The sequence below is a fragment of the Microbacterium sp. NPDC057741 genome (assembly GCF_042798735.1).
Classification (GTDB): Bacteria; Actinomycetota; Actinomycetes; order Actinomycetales; family Microbacteriaceae; genus Microbacterium.
The window spans coordinates 91,088-108,800 of record NZ_JBHVJW010000007.1 but is presented as its reverse complement, the minus strand read 5'-3'; the positions used below and the strand labels follow the sequence as shown (position 1 = coordinate 108,800).

Here is a 17,713-nt window from a genome sequence, read left to right as displayed (position 1 = left end):
GGCGCTCAGCCGAGCTGCTCGGTGAGCTCGAACCAGCGCAGCTCGAGTTCCTCGACCTCGTCCTGCTGGGTCTGGATGGCCTTCATCTTCTCGCCGAGACCTGCGTAGTCGGACTGGTCATGATCGGCGAGGGCGTGCTTCGCCCTGTCGATGTCGCCGTTCAGCTTCTGCATCCTGCGCTCGAGCGCGGCCAGCTCCTTCTCGGCGGCGCGGCGGGCTGCGCCGTCCAGCGCGGATGCCTGCGACGCTGCATCATGCCCGGCGGATCCTGAGCGAGCGGAGCCAGACGAAGGGCGCGGGGCGGCCGAGGGCGAGGACTGCTCAAGAGCCCGCAGCCGCAGGTACTCGTCCACGCCGCCGGGCAGGTGCCGCAGATGCTTGTCGAGGATCGCGTACTGCTGGTCGGTGACGCGCTCCAGGAAGTACCGGTCGTGGCTCACGACGAGCAGGGTGCCCGGCCAGGAGTCGAGGAGGTCCTCGATGGCGGCGAGCATGTCGGTGTCCATGTCGTTGGTGGGCTCGTCGAGGATCAGCACGTTGGGCTGGTCGAGCAGCACGAGCAGCAGCTGCAGGCGGCGCTGCTGGCCACCGGAGAGGTCCTTCACAGGGGTGGACAGCTGGGCCGAGGTGAAGCCGAGGCGCTCCAGCAGCTGGCCGGGTGTGAGGTCCTGCGCCTTCGAGCCGGTGCCGAACGTGTACGAGGTCCGGAGACCGTTGATCACGGTGCGCACGGGGTCGTTCCAGTGCTTGTCGAGCTCGTCCAGACGCTGCGTGAGCGTGCGCACCTGCACGGTCTTGCCGTGCTTGACCCGACCGCTGGTGGGCTGCACGGCACCCGAAATCAGGCCGAGCAGCGTGGACTTGCCCGCGCCGTTCACACCGAGGATGCCGGTTCGCTCTCCCGGTGCGATACGCCACTCGACGTCCTTGAGCACCTCGCGGTCGCCATAGGAGACCCCGGCATCGAGCAGGTCGACGACGTCCTTGCCCAGCCGCGAGGTCGCGAGCGACTGCAGCGACACCGAATCACGGATCGGCGGCACGTCCGCTATCAGCTCATTGGCGGCGTCGATGCGGAACTTCGGCTTGCTGGTGCGCGCCGGTGCGCCGCGACGCAGCCAGGCGAGCTCTTTGCGGGCCAGGTTCTGCCGCTTCGCCTCTGATGCCGCGGCCATCCTGTCGCGCTCCACGCGCTGAAGGATGTAGGCGGCGTAGCCGCCCTCGAACGGCTCGACGATGCGGTCGTGCACCTCCCAGGTCGCGTTGCAGACCTCGTCGAGGAACCAGCGGTCGTGGGTGACGACGAGCAGCGCGCCCGCGTTCTTCGCCCATCGGTTCTTGAGGTGCCCGGCCAGCCAGGTGATCGCCTCGACGTCGAGGTGGTTGGTGGGCTCGTCGAGGAAGAGCACGTCCCAGTCCCCGGCGAGCAGCTTCGCGAGCGAAACGCGGCGGCGCTGGCCGCCGCTCAGCGATGCCACGGGGGTGTCCCACCCGAGGTCGGCCACGAGACCCGAGATCACGTCGCGGATGCGGGCATCCCCCGCCCATTCGTGCTCTGGGGTGTCGCCGACGACCGCGGTGCCCACCGTGAGTGCGTCATCGAGGGTGTCGGCCTGGTCGAGGCGCCCGATCGTGGTTCCGCCGCGGACGGTCACGCGACCGGCATCCGGTTCGCGCAGACCTGCGAGCATGCCGAGCAGGCTCGACTTGCCGTCGCCGTTGCGACCCACGATGCCGATGCGGTCGCCCTCCTCCACGCCGAGCGTGACGGAGTCGAAGACGACGCGGGTGGGGTACTCGAGATGCAGGCCTTCGGCCCCGAGAAGATGTGCCATGTCCCTACAAGGCTAGTGCCGCGCGGGTGTGACTACGCTCGGAGCATGACCGCGTTCTACTCCCCCACCGAGACCGAGGCCGCGCTGCTGCGCCGATGCGTCGCCCTCGCCACCGAGGCGCTGGACGACGGCGATGAGCCGTTCGGGTCGCTCATCGTCGACGCCGAGGGCACCGTGCTGTTCGAGGATCGCAATCGCGTGAAGGACGGCGACACCACCCGGCATCCGGAGTTCGAGATCGCCCGCTGGGCGGCGGAGAACCTCACGCCCGAGCAGCGCGCCGCAGCGGTCACCTTCACCTCGGGTGAGCACTGCCCGATGTGCTCGGCCGCGCACGCCTGGGTCGGGCTGGGTCGCATCGTCTACGCCACGGGTACCGAGCAGCTCGTGGGGTGGCTCGCCGAATGGGGCGTGCCGGCCGGTCCCGTCGCTGCGCTGCCGATCACCACCGTCGCACCTGGGATCGAGGTCGCAGGACCCGTCGAGGCGTTCGCCGACGAGGTGAAGGCGCTGCACGCGCGGATGCGCGGGCTCTGACCCTCAGGACATGATGCGGGCGCCGGGAACGGCGCCATGCACGTGCAGAGCCTCACGGCCGATCGCGTACAGCTCGTCCTGCACGGCCGCTGCCGCCTCAGGTCCCGCGCACAGGAAGGCGATCGTCGGGCCGGATCCCGAGACGATGCCGGTCAGCGCGCCTGCACGAACGCCCTCAGCGAGGATGTGATCCAGTTCGGGACGCTCGGCGACCGCCGCCGGCTCCAGGTCGTTCATCATGCCGGGCGCGAGCGCGAGAGGATCGCCCGCGCGCAGCGCCTGCAGCACCGCGACCGGCACGTCCAGCGACAGCGGCGGGTCATCGGCGAGAGAGCCCATGGTCGCGCGCTGCTCGTCGAGGCGCCCGTAGATCGCCGGCGTGGAGAGTCCCGCACTGCTGGGAACGAGCACCCAGTCGAATCGGCCCGGTGCGAGTGCCGGCGTCAGCTGCTCGCCGCGGCCGGTGCCCACCGCCGTGCCGCCGTGCAGCGCGAACGGCACGTCGGCGCCCAGCCGTGATGCCAGCTCGTGCAGCGCCTGCGGGCCGAGCTCTGTGCCCCAGAGCGCGTCGCAGGCGACCAGTGCTGCCGCGGCATCTGCCGATCCCCCTCCCATCCCGCCGGCGACCGGCACGCTCTTGCGCAGGTGCAGGGCGACGCCGTCGGTGACGCCGGCGGCCTGCGCGACCAGCTTCGCGGCGCGCATCGCGAGATTGCGGTCGTCCAGGGGCACGGTGCTCGGGTCGACGTCGCCCGACACGGTCAGAGAGAAATCGGATGCCGGTGACGCGTAGACGTCCTCGTACAGTGAGACGGCCTGGAACACGGTCGCGAGGGCGTGGTAGCCGTCATCGCGGCGCGCGCCGACGCCGAGATAGATGTTGATCTTGCCCGGAGCGCGCACGTGCACGGCATCCGAGCGCGCCGCGAGACTCATCGGGCGCTCACAGGTCCGACGAGGTGGACCAGAGGTTCACGTCGATGCCGTTCGCGATCGCGTCGACGCGGGAGAGCTCCTCGGCGCTGAAGGCCGGGCCGTTCAGCGCGGCGATGTTCTCGTCCAGCTGCTCGGGGCGCGATGCGCCGATCAGCGCCGACGCCACGACTGGATCGCGCAGGGTCCACTGCAGCGCGAACTGCGCGAGTGTCTGCCCACGCTCCGCGGCGATGTCGTTCAGGCCGCGCAACACGGCGAGCCCCTGCTCGGACAGCGGGCGATCAGGCAGCGAGCCGCGTTTCTGCGCGCGCTCGGCGGTGCCGTCGGCGAGGTACTTGCCGGTGAGCAGCCCCTGGGCGAGCGGGGTGAACGCGATCGCGCCCATGCCCTCCGTGCGCAGAGTGTCGGTCAGGCCGTCCTCGATCCAGCGGTTGAGGATCGAGTACGACGGCTGGTGGATGACCAGCGGCGTCCCCAGCTCGCGAGCGACGGCCATGGCCGCAGCGGTGCGCTCGGCGGAGTACGACGAGATGCCCACATAGAGGGCCTTGCCCTGTCGCACCAGGGTGTCCAGCGCGCCGACGGTCTCCTCGACCGGGGTGTCCGGGTCGACGCGGTGCGAGTAGAAGATGTCGACGTAGTCCAGGCCCATGCGAGCCAGCGACTGCTCAGCGCTGGCGATGATGTACTTACGGCTGCCGAGGTAACCATAAGGGCCCTGCCACATGTCCCAGCCGGCCTTCGACGAGATGATCAGCTCGTCTCGGTACGGGCGCAAGTCCTCAGCGAGGATGCGGCCGAAGTTCTTCTCTGCCGACCCCGGAGGGGGCCCGTAGTTGTTGGCCAAGTCGAAGTGCGTGATCCCGCTGTCGAATGCGTGCCGCAGCAGCGCGCGCTGATTGTCGAGCGGGATGTTGTCGCCGAAGTTCCACCACAGCCCCAGAGAGATCGGCGGCAGGTACAGCCCGGAGGTGCCGACCTGACGGTAGTCGACGCGACCGTACCGACCTGCGTCGGCGGTGTACGGGCGGTGCACATCGGGAGTGCGGTCCAGCTGACGCGGTTCGCTCATCCCGCAAGATTACCGGCTCGGCGAGGTGCGCTCCGCCCGCCGGCGCGAGCGCCGGCGCCGCAGTCGAAGCACGCCCAGTCGCACTCGGCGCCGCTCGCGCCTGAGCACCCAGACCAGCGCCAGGGCTGCCAGTGCGAACGGCAGCAGCTCCGGTGCGATGAGAAACGCGCCGAACATGACCTCCAGCCCGCCGAAGCCGATCACCCCTGCGGCGGCGAAGTAGATCCAGGTGCTCGTTCGCACCATCGAGAGCAGCATCCGATGCCGCCAGCGACTGCGCTGCCGCAGCAGAACGAGCCGAACTCGGCGCAATGGGCGCGGAAGGCGGACGGGGACGAACAGCACGGGCATGACGGACTCCGGTCGAGGGGACGGACGACGAACAGCCCGTCCCGTCTCGCCGGCTGTCGTCAGCGGAGCGCGAGGGACGGGACGTCTTTCCGTCCCGGTGCCCGTGGGCCGTGGATCGCCACTGCTGACCGGGTCGGGTCAGGTCGCAGATCGTCGCAGCCGCGATCCCCGTCACGGCGCACGGGTGCCGGATGCGTCGGCCGCCAGACGACGAGCCGCCGTGTCACGACCGAGGTCAGCAGCACCCCGATCGCGACCAGGCCGATCGCGAGCAGCAGTGCGAGGGGTGTCGCGTGCAGGTCCAGCCAGAGTCCGGCGTCGAGCGCGACGAGCGCCTCGTCGAGCATCCGGATCACGGTCATGCCCCGCAGTCTAGGGCTCGCTCGCAGGGTGATGCACGATTCGGGCCGACGGTACGGCGGCGCCCGTCCGCAGGAAGCGCACGAGCCCACGCGGACGTGACGTGCCGGACGTCAGCCAGCGGCGAGCGCCACGCGGTGGTAGTCGTCGACGGTCAGATCCTCACCCCGACCGGTCGGGGCGACGCCGGCGGACTCGAGCACGGCGGATGCGGCGGCCGAGCTGCCGAACAGGCCCGACAGCGCCTGGCGGAGCATCTTGCGGCGCTGGTTGAATGCGGCATCCACGATCTCGAAAGTGCGACGGCGCTCGTCCTCGGAGCCGCGCGGGTCGACATCCCTCTCGAAACCGACCAGCAGGCTGTCGACGTTCGGGACGGGCCAGAACACCTGTCGCGAGACGGTGCCGCGCAGGTTCCACGAGCCGTACCAGGCGGCCTTGACGCTGGGGGCGCCGTAGATCTTCGATCCCGGCTTTGCGGCGAGCCGCTCGGCGACTTCGGCCTGCACCATCACGACGCCGCGCGCGATGCCGGGGAAGGTCGCGAGGAAGTGCAGCAGCACGGGAACCGACACGTTGTAGGGCAGGTTGGCGACCAGCACCTCGGGGTCGCCAGGCAGCTCGGTCACGCGGAGTGCGTCCGCGTCGACGACGGTGAGCGCGCCGTCGGGCACGCCCTGCTCGCGCGCGGTCTGCGGCAGCCGTTCGGCGAGACGGTGGTCGATCTCGACGGCGGTGACGGATGCCCCGGTCTCGAGGATCGCGAGAGTCAGGGAGCCGAGCCCGGGGCCGATCTCGACGACCCGCTCCCCCGCCTGCACCGATGCGGCGTGCACGATCTTTCGCACGGTGTTCGCGTCGACGACGAAGTTCTGCCCGAGCTTCTTGGTGGGGGTGACGTCGAGCTCGGCGGCGAGGCGGCGGATGTCGGCAGCGCCGAGCAGGGAGACGGTCATGAATCCATTCTCGCGTATCCCCGTAGGATCATGCGGTGACCTCCCTCGGCGAACTGATCGCACCCCGCCGTCTGGGCACAGATTTCCGATGGCTGATGTCGGCCGCCTGGACGAGCAACATCGGCGACGGCATCGCCCTCGCCGCCTCCCCGCTGCTGATCGCCTCGATGACCTCGTCGCCGATCCTGGTGGCATCCGGCGCGATGCTGCAGTTCCTGCCGTGGTTGCTCTTCGGCCTCTACGCCGGCGCGATCGCCGATCGCGTGGAGCGGCGGATGCTGGTGATGCTGGCCAACGGCATCCGAGCGGTGGTCGTGCTCGCGCTGGTGTTCTTCCTACTCACCGGGACGGCGAACGTCTGGATCGTGCTGGCCGTCTCGTTCCTGTACGGCACGGCCGAGGTGTTCGCCGACACCACCAGCGGCACCCTGCTGCCGATGATGGTGAAGCCGGCTGACCTCGGTATCGGCAACGCCCGCCTGCAGGCCGGGTTCCTCGTCGCGAATCAGCTCGCCGGCCCTCCGCTGGGCGCGTTCCTGTTCGCGGTCGGGTCGTTCTGGCCGTTCCTGCTGCAGGTGCTGTGCGTGTCGCTGGCCGTGCTGCTCGTCTCGCGGATCGCCCGTCAGCCGGTGCCGGTCAGGGACGTCACGGATGCCGGGAAGACCCACATCCGGCACGACATCGCCGAGGGCATCCGCTGGGCCTGGCACAACAAGCCGGTGCGCACGCTGATCGCCATCATCCTGTTGTTCAACGTGACCTGGGCGGCCCCCTGGGGCGTACTCGTGCTGTACGCGACCGAGCATCTCGGGATGGGTCCGGTCGGCTACGGCGCCCTGACCACGGCCTCCGCACTCGGTGGCCTGATCGCCACGGGAAGCTTCGGCTGGCTGGAGCGACACGTGTCGTTCGCGACGCTGATGCGGGTGTGCCTGACCCTCGAGGTGCTGATGCATCTGGCGATGGCGCTCACCACGACCGGTTGGGTCGCCCTGGTGATCCTGTTCGTGTTCGGTGCCTACGCATTCGTCTGGGGCACGATCTCGACCACGGTCAGGCAGCGCCTGGTGCCGCACGAGCTGCAGGGCAGGGTCGGCTCGGTGAACATGGTCGGCGTGTTCGGCGGAATGGTGCTGGGTCAGGCGCTCGGCGGCGTCATCGCGCAGCTCTGGGGCCCGACGGCGCCATGGTGGTTCGCGTTCGCCGGTGCGGCGATCACGCTCCTGCTGATGTGGCGTTCGATCGGCCACGTCGCCGCTGCTCCCCCGGTGATCGGCGCGGAGCCGTCGCCCGAGTTCTAAGCCAGGCGGGCGTCCAGTCCGTTCCGCACGGCGGGCCACTCGTGCGGCAGGATCGAGTACGCCGCGGTGTCGCGCAGCGATCCGTCCGGCATGATGCGGTGATTGCGCAGGATGCCGTCGAGCTTGGCGCCCAGCCGCTCGATCGCAGCGCGCGAGTGCCGATTGTGGAAGTGCGTCAGCAGTGAGACGGCGATCGCGTCGCAGGTGTCGAAGGCGTGCGCGAGCATGAGGCGCTTCATCGCCGGGTTGACCTCGGTGCGGTGCGCGGCGGTGCCGATCCAGGTGTAGCCGATCTCGACCCGCCGGTTGGGCTGGTCGATGTTGCAGTACGTGGTCGTGCCGACGACCTCGCCGGTGGCGAGCCGGCGCACGGCGAAGGGATTCATCATGCCCTCGGCACGGAGTGCGAGCCGTCGATCGATCTCAGCGGGAACATCGTCGGGTGTCGGAATGGACGTGTACCAGGCGTTCGTGATGGTCGCTGCCGCGACGGCCAGGTCATCCGCATGTTCCTGCCCGAGCGGCTCCAGACGCACGAAGTCGTCCTGCAGGGTGATCTCGTCGAGGAAGCGCACCCGCCCAGATTAGTGGTTCGCGAATGGCGCCGAACACGCATCTGCCTGAGTATCCTGACTCGCATGAGCGCCTCCGATGCGGTTCCCACCGGTACCTTCACGCTGCGCGGCCCGTACGGGCGTCGTGCGATCGGCCTCTCCGTCGCGGCCGCGGTCGGAGGCTTCCTGTTCGGCTTCGACTCGTCGGTGATCAATGGCGCCGTCGACTCGATCCAGCACGACTTCGCGCTGAACTCGGTGGTGACCGGATTCGTGGTCGCGATCGCGCTGCTCGGCTGCGCCGCGGGGGCGATCATCGCCGGCAACCTCGCCGATCGCTGGGGGCGCCTGCGGGTGATGTTCCTCGGCGCCATCATGTTCTTCATCAGCTCCCTCGGCTCGGGGCTCGCCTTCGCCGTCTGGGACCTCGCCCTGTGGCGCGTGATCGGCGGACTCGGCATCGGCATCGCGTCGGTGGTGGCTCCGGCATACATCGCCGAGATCGCGCCGAAGCAGATCCGCGGCGGACTGGCGTCACTGCAGCAGCTGGCGATCACCTTCGGCATCTTCGTCGCGCTGCTCTCCGATGCCCTCCTGGCATGGTCTGCAGGCACCGCCGACAGTCCGCTCTGGTTCGGGCTGGATGCCTGGCGATGGATGTTCATCGTGGGCGTCGTCCCCGCCGCGGTGTACGGCATCCTGTCGTTCACCGTGCCCGAGTCGCCGCGCTACCTGATCGCCAAGGGGCGGTCGGACGAGGCCCGGGCGATCTTCGCACGCCTGGTGCCGCCGGTCGACCTCGACAAGACCGTGAACGAACTGACCTCGGCGATCGAGGCGGACCGCCGCAACGCCGGCGTGTCCCTGCGCGGCAAGGCTCTCGGCCTGCAGCCGATCGTGTGGGTCGGCATCATCCTCTCGACGTTCCAGCAGTTCGTCGGCATCAACGTGATCTTCTACTACTCGACCACGCTCTGGCGGTCGGTCGGCTTCGCCGAGAGCGACTCGTTCGGGATCAGCGTCATCACGGGCATCGTCAACGTGCTGGTCACGCTCATCGCGATCTTCCTGGTCGACCGGGTCGGCCGCAAGCCGATCCTGCTGACCGGTTCGGCGATCATGACGGTCGCGCTCGGCGCGATGGCCCTGTGCTTCGCGTTCTCGGTGACCGGCGCCGACGGTGCGGTCACGCTGCCGGCGCCATGGGGGCCGATCGCTCTGGTGGCGGCGAACCTGTTCGTGGTCGGATTCGGTGCATCGTGGGGACCGGTCGTGTGGGTGCTGCTCGGCGAGATCTTCCCCAGCCGCATCCGCGGAAAGGCGCTCGGCGTGGCAGCAGGTGCGCAGTGGATCGCGAACTTCCTCATCACGGTCAGCTTCCCCGCGATGTCGGCCTGGTCGCTGCCGCTCACCTACGGCATGTACGCGCTCTTCGCCGCCCTGTCGTTCCTGTTCGTGATGTGGCGCATCCCCGAGACCAAGGGCATGGAGCTCGAGCAGACCGAGACGCTGTTCGTCAATCCGAAGAGGATCGCGTCATCACTCGAATGAGCCGTAGACGGCGAGGGTGTTCGCGGCCAGCTGCGCGCACAGTTCGTCGACGTCGACGGCGAGCTCCGCGGCCATGAAGCGCACCGTCAGCGGCACCAGGTAGGGGGCGTTCGGGCGGCCGCGCAGCGGCACCGGAGTCAGGAACGGAGCATCCGTCTCGACCAGGATGCGATCCAGCGGGGCCACGTGCAGGGCGTCGCGAAGGTTCTGGGCGTTCTTGAACGTGAGGTTGCCTGCGAAGGACAGCCAGCAGCCGGCATCCGTCGCCACGCGCGCCATCGCGTCGTCGCCGGAGAAGCAGTGGAACACCGTGCGATCGGGGGCGCCGACACGTGCCAGGGTCTCGAGCACGTCGTCGTGGGCGTCGCGGTCGTGGATCTGCATCGCGATGCCGTGCTTCTTGGCCAGCGCGATGTGCGCTTCGAAGGACTCGTGCTGCGCGGGCCTGCCCGGTTCGTCGGTGCGGAAGTAGTCCAGACCGGTCTCACCGATCGCCCGCGTGCGCGGATGCGCGGCGAGCTCGTCGATCACCGCGATCGCCTCGTCCAGCCGCCCCTCGGCGGCGTAGACAGGTGCGTCGTTCGGGTGGATCGCGACGGCGGCCAGCACCCGGGCATCCTCCTCGGCGGCGGCGACCGCCCAGCGCGACGACTCGATGTCGCCGGATGCCTGTACGACACCGGCGATCCCGACGGCGGCAGCCCGGTCCAGCTGCTCTGTCAATGACAGGGGGTCGTCGCCGTCGGTGATCTCCAGATGCGCGTGGTTGTCATACACCGGCACGGTGAGCGGCTCGGGCGCCGGCGGGTAGCGCAGATCCTTGCGCCCGTCCGACGACCGTTCCTTCACGTACGTGTCAGCCATCACAGTGCCGCAGTGAGCTTCTCCGTGAGCTTCTTCGCAGACTTCTCGTTCTTCACGCCGTCCATCATCGCCGTCGGGCGGTTGTGGTGGGTGTTCAGCACAAGCTCGATGTGGCTGCCCTGCGCGGCGGGCGTGATCGTGACCGCCCCCTCGAGCTCCCACGACAGCATCGTCTTGCGCGTGACGAACCAGATGGTCAGGCCGTCCGGCGACTTCTGCGCGATCGTGCACTTCTCGCCCAGCAGGAACTGCTCGACCTTAGCTGCGACATCGGCGGGCGCGCCCGCGACATCCGCACTGGTGCGTGCTTCAGAGCTCATGTTCTCCCTTTCGTGGTGCCGGATGCGGCGTCGGTCAGACGGTCTGCTCGACGCGCGGGAACAGCGGTGCGAGCGCGCTCACCTGAGTGCCCGGCTGCAGGATGCCCCATGCACCGGCCTCGCGGATCGGCTGCGCAGCCAGCGCGCCGAGCGACTCGGCGCCCAGCGCCGCCCAGAGCTTCTGGGTGGACTGCGGCATCACCGGCGAGAGCAGCACCGCGAGGGCGCGCAGGCCCTCTGCGCACGTGTAGAGCACGGTGGCCAGACGGTCGCGCTGCTCCTCGTCGCGGGCGAGCGCCCACGGCTCGTTCTCGGTGATGTAGCCGTTCAGCTCGTCGACGATGGTCCAGATCGCGCGGATGCCCTCGTCGATGCGGAAATTCGAGACAGCGGCATCCGCGTTCGAAGCGGCATCCGCGACGACCCTCTGCACGACGAGATCCTGCTCGGTGTACTCGGACGGTGCGGGAACGACGCCGTCGAAGTACTTCTCGATCATCGCGATCGTGCGGGATGCCAGGTTGCCGAACCCGTTCGCGAGCTCGGCCTGATACCGAGCGGACAGGTCTTCCCACGAGAACGATCCGTCCTGGCCGAATGCGATCGCGGAGAGGAAGTAGAAGCGGTAAGCGTCGGAGCCGAACACGTCGGTGATCTCGGTCGGCGCGATGCCGGTGAGCTTCGACTTCGACATCTTCTCGCCGCCGACGAGGAGCCAGCCGTGGGCGAACACGCCCTTGGGAACGTCGAGCCCCGCGGCCATCAGCATGGCGGGCCAGATCACGGCGTGGAAGCGCAGGATGTCCTTGCCGACCACATGGTAGCCCGGCCAGCGGCGATCGAAGGTCTCCTGGTCGGCGCCGTAGCCGATCGCCGTGGCGTAGTTCAGCAGCGCATCGACCCACACGTAGATGACGTGCGACTCGTCCCAGGGCAGCGGGATGCCCCAGTCGAAGGTCGAACGCGAGATCGAGAGATCCTTCAGCCCCTGACTCACGAACGAGACGACCTCGTTGCGCGCCGAATCGGGCCGCACGAAGTCGGGCTCGGTCTTGTACAGCTCGAGCAGGCGGTCCTGGAACTCGCTGAGCTTGAAGAAGTAGTTCTTCTCCTGAAGCAGCTCGAGCGGTTTGGAGTGGATCGCGCAGACCTTCAGGCCCTCGAACGGCCCGGTGCCGTCGACGATCTCGGACTCGGGCTTGAACTCCTCACAGCCCACGCAGTACAGCGCCTCGTACTCGCCGGCGTAGATGTAGCCCGCGTCGTACAGCTTCTGGAAGAAGACCTGCACGTTGGTCTCATGCCGCTCCTGCGTGGTGCGGATGAAGTCGTCGTTGGCGACGTCGAGCGTCTTCAGCAGCGGGAACCACGACTCGGTGACGAGCTTGTCCACCCACTCCTGCGGCGTGACGTTGTTCGCGGCCGCCGCCCGCAGCATCTTCTGACCGTGCTCGTCGGTGCCGGTGAGCATCCACGTGTCATCGCCCGCCTGGCGGTGCCAGCGCGCGAGAGTGTCGACGGCGACGGACGTGTAGCCGTGGCCGATGTGCGGCACGTCGCTGGGGTAGTAGATCGGCGTGGTGATGTAGAACGATTCGCCTGCGGGCATGCGTTCGATTCTAGGCGGGATGGGCAAGTGTCTTGGTCGTGTGACCGGGGTGCGGATGCTGGAGGGTACGCGCGCCGGGATGTTCCCTGCGCTCGCAGAGCGGGGCCCCTCCGCTTCGCTCCTCCCCGATGCTCGCTTCGGGAACATCCCGGCGCGCTCGTGCTTCTGGTGAAGTGCCTCGGCGCTTCTGGGATTGTGGGGTTGCCTCGGCATGCGTTCGGGGGTTGGGTATGGGGGTATGGAGGCTTCTCGGCAGCGATGGCCGCAGTGGGTGTGGTCGCTGGTGATCTTCGGCGCAGTCGTCGTGGTCGTGTGGACATTCGCGGACTGGAGCGGAGCATGCCCGGAATCAGCGGTTGATGCTCTGGAGTGCACGTCCGGACCCGCGGTCGGGTGGCCGGCTGCATGGGTGATCTTCGGGTTCTGCGCGCTGGCGGTGCTCATCTCGGTGACCGCCGTCGTCAGGCGGGGGCGGGATGAGAACTGACTCGGGGTCCGCCGCTCGGCGGAGACTGTGGCCGTGGATCCTCGTGCTGATCCTGGCGCCGATCGTGGTGTTCCTGACGTTCGCGGATCAGGTCGGATCCTGTGAGACCCCGCCTCCCGGCAGCGACTCGATGGGCTGCACGGTCGGTCCGGCTGTCGGTCTGCCTGGCGCGTTCTTCATCGGCGCAGTGTGCGTGGCGCTGTTCGCGCTGGCCGTGATCAAGGTCATCCTGCGGTCGCGCCGGCGCGCGGGTGCGGCCTGACCGCCTGATTGCACCGAGGATGCCGGTCAGCGTCGCCGCGCCGTGACTGCGCCGTGCGGACGACGGCTGGCTTCGCCGGGACTCCTGTCCCGGCGCTCGGACGCGGTGACGGCGAAGCCGGCTTCCTCGAGCAGCGCGGTCATCGCCGAACCATCCCAGAAGTAGGCACCGGTGACGGCGTGCGCGAAGGGCTCGCGAGGCTCGCCGTCGAAGAACCCGATCAGGATGCTGCCGCCGGGCTCGAGCACTCGAGCGAACTCCCCGAGTACCGCCGGCAGGTCCTCGGGCGGTGTGTGGATCAGGGAGTACCAGGCGAGGATGCCGCCGAACGAGGCGTCCGGAAACGGCAGGTCGCGGAACGACCCGACTCGGAAGTCGATCCCGCGATGCCGCTCCCGCGCCGACGTGATGAACTCGGCCGAGAGGTCGATCCCCTGCGCCTCGTGCCCGTCGTCGTTCAGGAAGGCCGTCCAGAGACCCGGCCCGCAACCTGCATCCAGCAACGGTCCCGCCGTCGCATCCCGCCAACGCCCGATCGCGTCGGCATCCGCGGCATCCAGCTGCGAGATGTCGCCGAGAAGCTTGATGTACTCCGCGGCGCGGGCGTCGTATGCGGCGGCGGTCTGTACGTCGGTCACGCGCCGACTGTACCGGCAGCCGCCGACACCGCCGGCCGTCGGCATGCCCACTCGTCAGCGCGCGGGCGCGGAGATCACCCGTGGACGTTCGTAGTCGCTGTTGTCGACGACGAAGTCCGCGCGCGCCCACGGCCGTGCCGCCGCGAAATACAGGCGCTGACCACCGACATACCGTCTCATCGACGGATGCTCGGGATCGGGGTGACTGCCGTCGCGGACGGCCATGCGCGCCGCTGTCACCGCGAACGGGACGTCGAGGTGGATCGACGCGTCCCAGCGGGAGACGAGCTCGTCGCGCAGCAGGAACATGCCCTCGACCAGCACGAGTGCATCTGGATCAGCGTGCAGCACATCGCCGAGGACCGACTCGTCACGCCGCGGGTCGTAGGCGACGGGCCGGTACCGACCGTCGCCTCCGCGCCCGAGCGGTTCCAGCACGTCGCGTCGCAGAGCGCCATAGTCGTAGGTGTCCTCCCAGAAGCCGACCTTCGAGTGCCGGCCGCGCGCATGCCGGATGCGGGCCGGATTGAGGAAGTCGTCGAGATGGATGATGATCACCGGTCGCTGCGAGATGTGCTCCGCCAGGTTCGCGGCGAAGCGGGTCTTCCCGCTGCCGTCGACACCGTCGATCGCGACGAGCCTTCCGACGCCGACGGCGCCGAGGACGGCATCCACGAAGTCAGTCCAGAACATCAGGCCTTTTTCGCGGCGAGCGCCTGCTGGTACAGATCGCGGGAGCTCAAACCCGTCGCCGCGGCGACCTCGGCGCAGGCGTCCTTCAGCCGCATCCCGGATGCCACGAGCGCCTGCACCTGCGCGGCGGCATCCTCGGCCGAGATCGCGACAGGTGCTGCGCCCTCGACGACCACGACGATCTCACCTTTGACGCCCTGCTCGGCCCAGGCGACGAGTTCGGGCGCCGTGCCGCGGCGCACCTCCTCGTAGAGCTTGGTGAGCTCTCGGCACACGGCGATGCGGCGGTCGTCGCCGAAGGCGGAGCCCATGTCGGCGAGCGATGCCGCGAGGCGGGACGGCGACTCGAAGAACACCATCGTGCGCGGTTCCGCGACGAGCGCGGTCAGGGAGGACCGCCGCTCCCCCGGTTTGCGCGGCAGGAAGCCCTCGAACGTGAAGCGATCCGTGGGCAGGCCCGAGATCGCCAGAGCCATCAGCACGGCGCTCGGCCCCGGAATGGCGGTGACGGTGACCCCGGCCTCTGCCGCGGCGGCGACGACCCCGTAGCCGGGGTCGCTCACTGCGGGCATCCCGGCATCGCTCACGACGACGACGTCCTGCTCCGCGGCGAGCGCGACCAGCTCAGATGCCTTCTGCTTCTCGTTGTGGTCGTGCAGCGCGATCAGTCTCGGTCGGTTGTCGATCTGCAGCGCCTGCAACAGCCGCTGCGTGGTGCGGGTGTCCTCCGCGGCGACGACCTCGGCGTTCTCGAGCACCTCGATCAGTCGCCGGGATGCATCGCCGAGATTGCCGATCGGAGTGGCCGCCAGGATGATCACCCGCCCAGCTTAGGCTGGTGCCGTGACAGCATCCGCCATCCGGATTCTCGACTCCGTCGACGCCGACGAGATCCGCGCTCTCCGTGAGCGCGGTGAGTTCTTCTGGCTCGACCTGGTCTCTCCGCCGAAGGAGGACATCGAGCGTCTCGGTGCACTCCTCGGGCTGCATCCGCTCGCCGTCGAGGACTCCGTGAAGTTCGGGCAGCGACCGAAGCTGGACACCTACGGCGACACCGCGCTGCTCGTGCTGCAGGCGGGCATCGAGGTGCAGCCGGAGCAGGAGAACGAGCATCCCCTCGAAGAGGTGCACTGCCATCTCAGCGGCGACTTCATCGTCACCGTGCACGGCGACCGGTTCACCGACCTGCAGCGCGTCAGGACGCTGCTGGAGCGCTCCTCGGCGCCGAAGTCGGAGCGGTACTACGTCTACAAGATCATCGACGTCGTGGTGGACAGCTTCTTCCCGATCCTCTCCGACCTCGACGACGAGATCAATCAGCTCGAGGACGCGATCGTCTCGGGTGCGGGCCGGGCGGAGCTGGAGTCGACGTTCCGCCTGAAGCGGCTGCTGCTGAAGCTGCGACGAGCCGTCGTGCCGATGCGCGACGTGTTCGCCCGCGAGGTCGAGGTGATCGCCGATCTCGCCGGGCTCGAGGCTGACAGTCACGACTACTTCCGTGACATCTACGACCATCTCATCCGCATCACCGACGAGCTCGACTCGTACCACGAGATGGTCTCGGGGTGCACGGATCTCTACCTCTCGACTGTCGCGAACAGACAGGGCGAGACGTCGAAGCAGCTGGCGATCATCGCGTCGATCTTCCTGCCGCTGAGTTTCCTCACCGGGTTCTTCGGCATGAACTTCGGCTGGGAGGTCACGCACCTGCTCGACGGTCCGTGGTCGTTCTTCCTCCTCGGGCTGGGGACGATGGCCGTGGCCGCCGGTGGCATGTGGGCCTGGTTCCGGCACAAGGGTTGGACAGGCTCCGATGGCTAGGCTCTCAGGGTGACCGAGAACGCCCCGTTGCTGCCGCCTGTCGAGTGGCGTTCGACCCGTCTCGAAGCGCTGCGCGATCGCATCATCGCCGTGCCTCGGTGGGATCGGGTGATGCGATGGCTGCCGCCGCTGCTGGTCACGGTGCTCGCCGCCGTGCTGCGGCTGACGAACCTCGGGCATCCGAACGCGATCATGTTCGACGAGACGTACTACGTCAAGGATGCCTGGTCGCTGTGGGTCAACGGCTACGAAGCCACCTGGGGCGACGGTGCGAACGAGGCGCTGTTGAAGGGCGACACCAGCTCGCTCGGCACCGAGGGCAGTTTCGTCGTGCATCCGCCGCTGGGCAAGTGGCTCATCGCTCTGGGGATGGCGGCATTCGGACCCGGATCCGGTGTGGGCTGGCGCATCTCCACGGCCATCCTCGGCACCCTCTCCGTGCTGCTGGTCTACCTGATCACGAAGGAGCTGACGCGCTCCCGCGTAGTCGCGACGATCGCCGGGTACCTGCTGGCGATCGACGGGATCAGCATCGTGCTGAGCCGGATCGCGCTGCTGGACGGCATCCTCACCTTCTTCGTGCTGTTGGGCTTCCTGTTCGTGCTCTACGACAGGCGGCGCGCGATCCCGTACATCGAACGGCCCGATCCAGAAGTCGCCGAACCGGTGCTCGGCCGCCTGCTCTGGAACCGGCCGTGGCTTCTCGCCGCCGGCGTCGCGCTCGGCGCGGCATCCGCCGTGAAGTGGTCCGGGCTGTACGTGCTCGCCGGACTCGGCATCTACGTCGTGGTCTCCGACGCACTCGCTCGGCGGCGTGCCGGCGTCGTGTTCTGGCCGACGGATGCCGCATTCAGGCAGGGCCCGATCTCGTTCCTGATGCTGGTGCCGGCCGCACTGCTGACGTACCTGGTCTCGTGGACCGGATGGCTGGTCACTTCCGGCGGTTACGGTCGCTCGGCGGGCGGCAACGCGCTGGCCGAGCTGTGGAAGTACCACGAGGCGATCTACGGGTTCCACGTGAACCTGCACGCCTCGCATCCGTATGCGAGCCCGGCGTGGCAGTGGCCGCTGATGCTGCGCCCGACCGCGATCTGGGTCGGCAACGAGCAGGGCGGGTGCGGTACCGACCACTGCATCTCGGTGATCTCATCCGTCCCGAACCCGCTGATCTGGTTCGCGGGCATGGCCGCCGCCCTCTATCTGCTGTACCGGTTCGTGCGCGGGCTGATCGACCGGCGGCCGGTCGGACCGGCGTTCACCGTGCCGCTCGTCGGCCTGGCGGTGACCTACGTGCCGTGGCTGCTCTACCCCGAGCGCACGATCTTCCAGTTCTACACGGTGGTGATGGTGCCGTTCGTCGTGATCGCGCTGGCCGTCGCGCTGAGATCGCTCGCCGGCCCAGCCGATGCTGCGTTGGACAGGCGTCAGGCCGGGCAACGCACGGTCGTCGTGTTCCTGATCGTGGCGACGCTGCTGTCGGCGTTCTTCTACCCTGTCTGGACCGGCATGAGCGTGCCGTACGGGTTCTGGCTCATCCACAACTGGATGCCGGGCTGGATCTGATCG

Annotated in this window: 20 protein-coding genes; 7 read left to right on the top strand and 13 right to left on the bottom strand. The window is 68.6% G+C overall.

Annotated features, from left to right (window positions below):
• Window positions 1–5: 5 nt before the first annotated feature.
• Entirely contained in the window at window positions 6–1,835 is a 1,830-nt protein-coding gene (locus ACFVDO_RS18265; RefSeq protein WP_378859042.1) for an ABC-F family ATP-binding cassette domain-containing protein, read from the bottom strand.
• A 45-nt stretch (window positions 1,836–1,880) separates the two neighbouring features.
• On the opposite strand from ACFVDO_RS18265, the gene ACFVDO_RS18260 reads away from it, so the two are divergent.
• Window positions 1,881–2,372 carry a nucleoside deaminase gene (locus ACFVDO_RS18260; RefSeq protein WP_378859041.1) on the top strand — a complete coding sequence of 164 codons (492 nt, stop codon included), beginning with the start codon at window positions 1,881–1,883 and terminating at the stop codon, window positions 2,370–2,372.
• Window positions 2,373–2,375: 3 nt separating this feature from the next.
• Here the strand turns inward: ACFVDO_RS18260 and ACFVDO_RS18255 are convergent, their stop codons facing one another.
• From ACFVDO_RS18255 to rsmA, 5 genes are all read right to left on the bottom strand, one after another.
• Window positions 2,376–3,308 carry a 4-(cytidine 5'-diphospho)-2-C-methyl-D-erythritol kinase gene (locus ACFVDO_RS18255; RefSeq protein WP_378859040.1) on the bottom strand — a complete coding sequence of 311 codons (933 nt, stop codon included), beginning with the start codon at window positions 3,306–3,308 and terminating at the stop codon, window positions 2,376–2,378.
• 7 nt (window positions 3,309–3,315) lie between these two features.
• A complete protein-coding gene (gene mgrA / locus ACFVDO_RS18250; protein WP_378859039.1) occupies window positions 3,316–4,380 on the bottom strand; it encodes an L-glyceraldehyde 3-phosphate reductase in 1,065 nt (354 codons plus the stop codon).
• Between the two features lie 9 nt (window positions 4,381–4,389).
• Window positions 4,390–4,731, bottom strand: coding sequence for a hypothetical protein (locus ACFVDO_RS18245; RefSeq protein WP_378859038.1), 342 nt, complete (start codon window positions 4,729–4,731; stop codon window positions 4,390–4,392).
• A gap of 59 nt (window positions 4,732–4,790) precedes the next feature.
• Entirely contained in the window at window positions 4,791–5,093 is a 303-nt protein-coding gene (locus ACFVDO_RS18240) for a hypothetical protein (protein ID WP_378859037.1), read from the bottom strand.
• Window positions 5,094–5,204: 111 nt separating this feature from the next.
• Entirely contained in the window at window positions 5,205–6,047 is an 843-nt protein-coding gene (gene rsmA / locus ACFVDO_RS18235; RefSeq protein ID WP_378859036.1) for a 16S rRNA (adenine(1518)-N(6)/adenine(1519)-N(6))-dimethyltransferase RsmA, read from the bottom strand.
• Window positions 6,048–6,082: 35 nt separating this feature from the next.
• Here rsmA and ACFVDO_RS18230 point away from each other — a divergent pair, with 35 nt between their 5' ends.
• On the top strand, window positions 6,083–7,348 hold the full coding sequence (locus ACFVDO_RS18230; RefSeq protein WP_378859035.1) for an MFS transporter: 1,266 nt from the start codon (window positions 6,083–6,085) through the stop codon (window positions 7,346–7,348).
• On the opposite strand, the gene ACFVDO_RS18225 is transcribed toward ACFVDO_RS18230, so the two are convergent.
• Window positions 7,345–7,923, bottom strand: a complete 579-nt coding sequence (locus ACFVDO_RS18225) for a GNAT family N-acetyltransferase (RefSeq protein WP_378859034.1) — start codon at window positions 7,921–7,923, stop codon at window positions 7,345–7,347. The genes ACFVDO_RS18230 and ACFVDO_RS18225 overlap by 4 nt on opposite strands.
• 63 nt (window positions 7,924–7,986) lie before the next feature.
• Here ACFVDO_RS18225 and ACFVDO_RS18220 point away from each other — a divergent pair, with 63 nt between their 5' ends.
• On the top strand, window positions 7,987–9,453 hold the full coding sequence (locus ACFVDO_RS18220) for a sugar porter family MFS transporter (protein ID WP_378859033.1): 1,467 nt from the start codon (window positions 7,987–7,989) through the stop codon (window positions 9,451–9,453).
• On the opposite strand, the gene ACFVDO_RS18215 is transcribed toward ACFVDO_RS18220, so the two are convergent.
• Genes ACFVDO_RS18215 through metG form a run of 3 tightly spaced genes read right to left on the bottom strand, consistent with a single transcriptional unit; the run spans window position 9,442 to window position 12,246 of the window.
• Window positions 9,442–10,317, bottom strand: a complete 876-nt coding sequence (locus ACFVDO_RS18215) for a TatD family hydrolase (RefSeq protein ID WP_378859032.1) — start codon at window positions 10,315–10,317, stop codon at window positions 9,442–9,444. The two genes, ACFVDO_RS18220 and ACFVDO_RS18215, sit on opposite strands and share 12 nt — an antisense overlap.
• Complete coding sequence (locus ACFVDO_RS18210; protein WP_378859031.1) at window positions 10,317–10,637, bottom strand: hypothetical protein; 321 nt, start codon at window positions 10,635–10,637, stop codon at window positions 10,317–10,319. The genes ACFVDO_RS18215 and ACFVDO_RS18210 overlap by 1 nt, the downstream gene beginning before the upstream one ends.
• 34 nt (window positions 10,638–10,671) lie before the next feature.
• Window positions 10,672–12,246, bottom strand: a complete 1,575-nt coding sequence (gene metG, locus ACFVDO_RS18205; RefSeq protein WP_378859030.1) for a methionine--tRNA ligase — start codon at window positions 12,244–12,246, stop codon at window positions 10,672–10,674.
• Between the two features lie 238 nt (window positions 12,247–12,484).
• On the opposite strand from metG, the gene ACFVDO_RS18200 reads away from it, so the two are divergent.
• Both ACFVDO_RS18200 and ACFVDO_RS18195 read left to right on the top strand, forming a co-directional pair.
• A complete protein-coding gene (locus tag ACFVDO_RS18200; protein ID WP_378859029.1) occupies window positions 12,485–12,733 on the top strand; it encodes a hypothetical protein in 249 nt (82 codons plus the stop codon).
• Complete coding sequence (locus ACFVDO_RS18195) at window positions 12,723–12,995, top strand: hypothetical protein (protein WP_378859028.1); 273 nt, start codon at window positions 12,723–12,725, stop codon at window positions 12,993–12,995. Before ACFVDO_RS18200 ends, ACFVDO_RS18195 begins: the two co-directional genes overlap by 11 nt.
• Before the next feature lie 26 nt (window positions 12,996–13,021).
• Here the strand turns inward: ACFVDO_RS18195 and ACFVDO_RS18190 are convergent, their stop codons facing one another.
• Genes ACFVDO_RS18190 through rsmI form a run of 3 tightly spaced genes read right to left on the bottom strand, consistent with a single transcriptional unit; the run spans window position 13,022 to window position 15,147 of the window.
• A complete protein-coding gene (locus ACFVDO_RS18190) occupies window positions 13,022–13,633 on the bottom strand; it encodes a class I SAM-dependent methyltransferase (protein ID WP_378859027.1) in 612 nt (203 codons plus the stop codon).
• A gap of 54 nt (window positions 13,634–13,687) precedes the next feature.
• Window positions 13,688–14,326 carry a uridine kinase gene (locus ACFVDO_RS18185; RefSeq protein WP_378859026.1) on the bottom strand — a complete coding sequence of 213 codons (639 nt, stop codon included), beginning with the start codon at window positions 14,324–14,326 and terminating at the stop codon, window positions 13,688–13,690.
• Complete coding sequence (gene rsmI, locus ACFVDO_RS18180; protein ID WP_378859025.1) at window positions 14,326–15,147, bottom strand: 16S rRNA (cytidine(1402)-2'-O)-methyltransferase; 822 nt, start codon at window positions 15,145–15,147, stop codon at window positions 14,326–14,328. Before rsmI ends, ACFVDO_RS18185 begins: the two co-directional genes overlap by 1 nt.
• A 22-nt stretch (window positions 15,148–15,169) precedes the next feature.
• On the opposite strand from rsmI, the gene corA reads away from it, so the two are divergent.
• The gene (gene corA, locus ACFVDO_RS18175) at window positions 15,170–16,147 is read left to right on the top strand and encodes a magnesium/cobalt transporter CorA (RefSeq protein WP_378859024.1); all 978 of its coding nucleotides are present in this window, start codon (window positions 15,170–15,172) and stop codon (window positions 16,145–16,147) included.
• 9 nt (window positions 16,148–16,156) lie between these two features.
• The gene (locus ACFVDO_RS18170) at window positions 16,157–17,710 is read left to right on the top strand and encodes a dolichyl-phosphate-mannose--protein mannosyltransferase (RefSeq protein ID WP_378859023.1); all 1,554 of its coding nucleotides are present in this window, start codon (window positions 16,157–16,159) and stop codon (window positions 17,708–17,710) included.
• Window positions 17,711–17,713 lie beyond the last annotated feature (3 nt).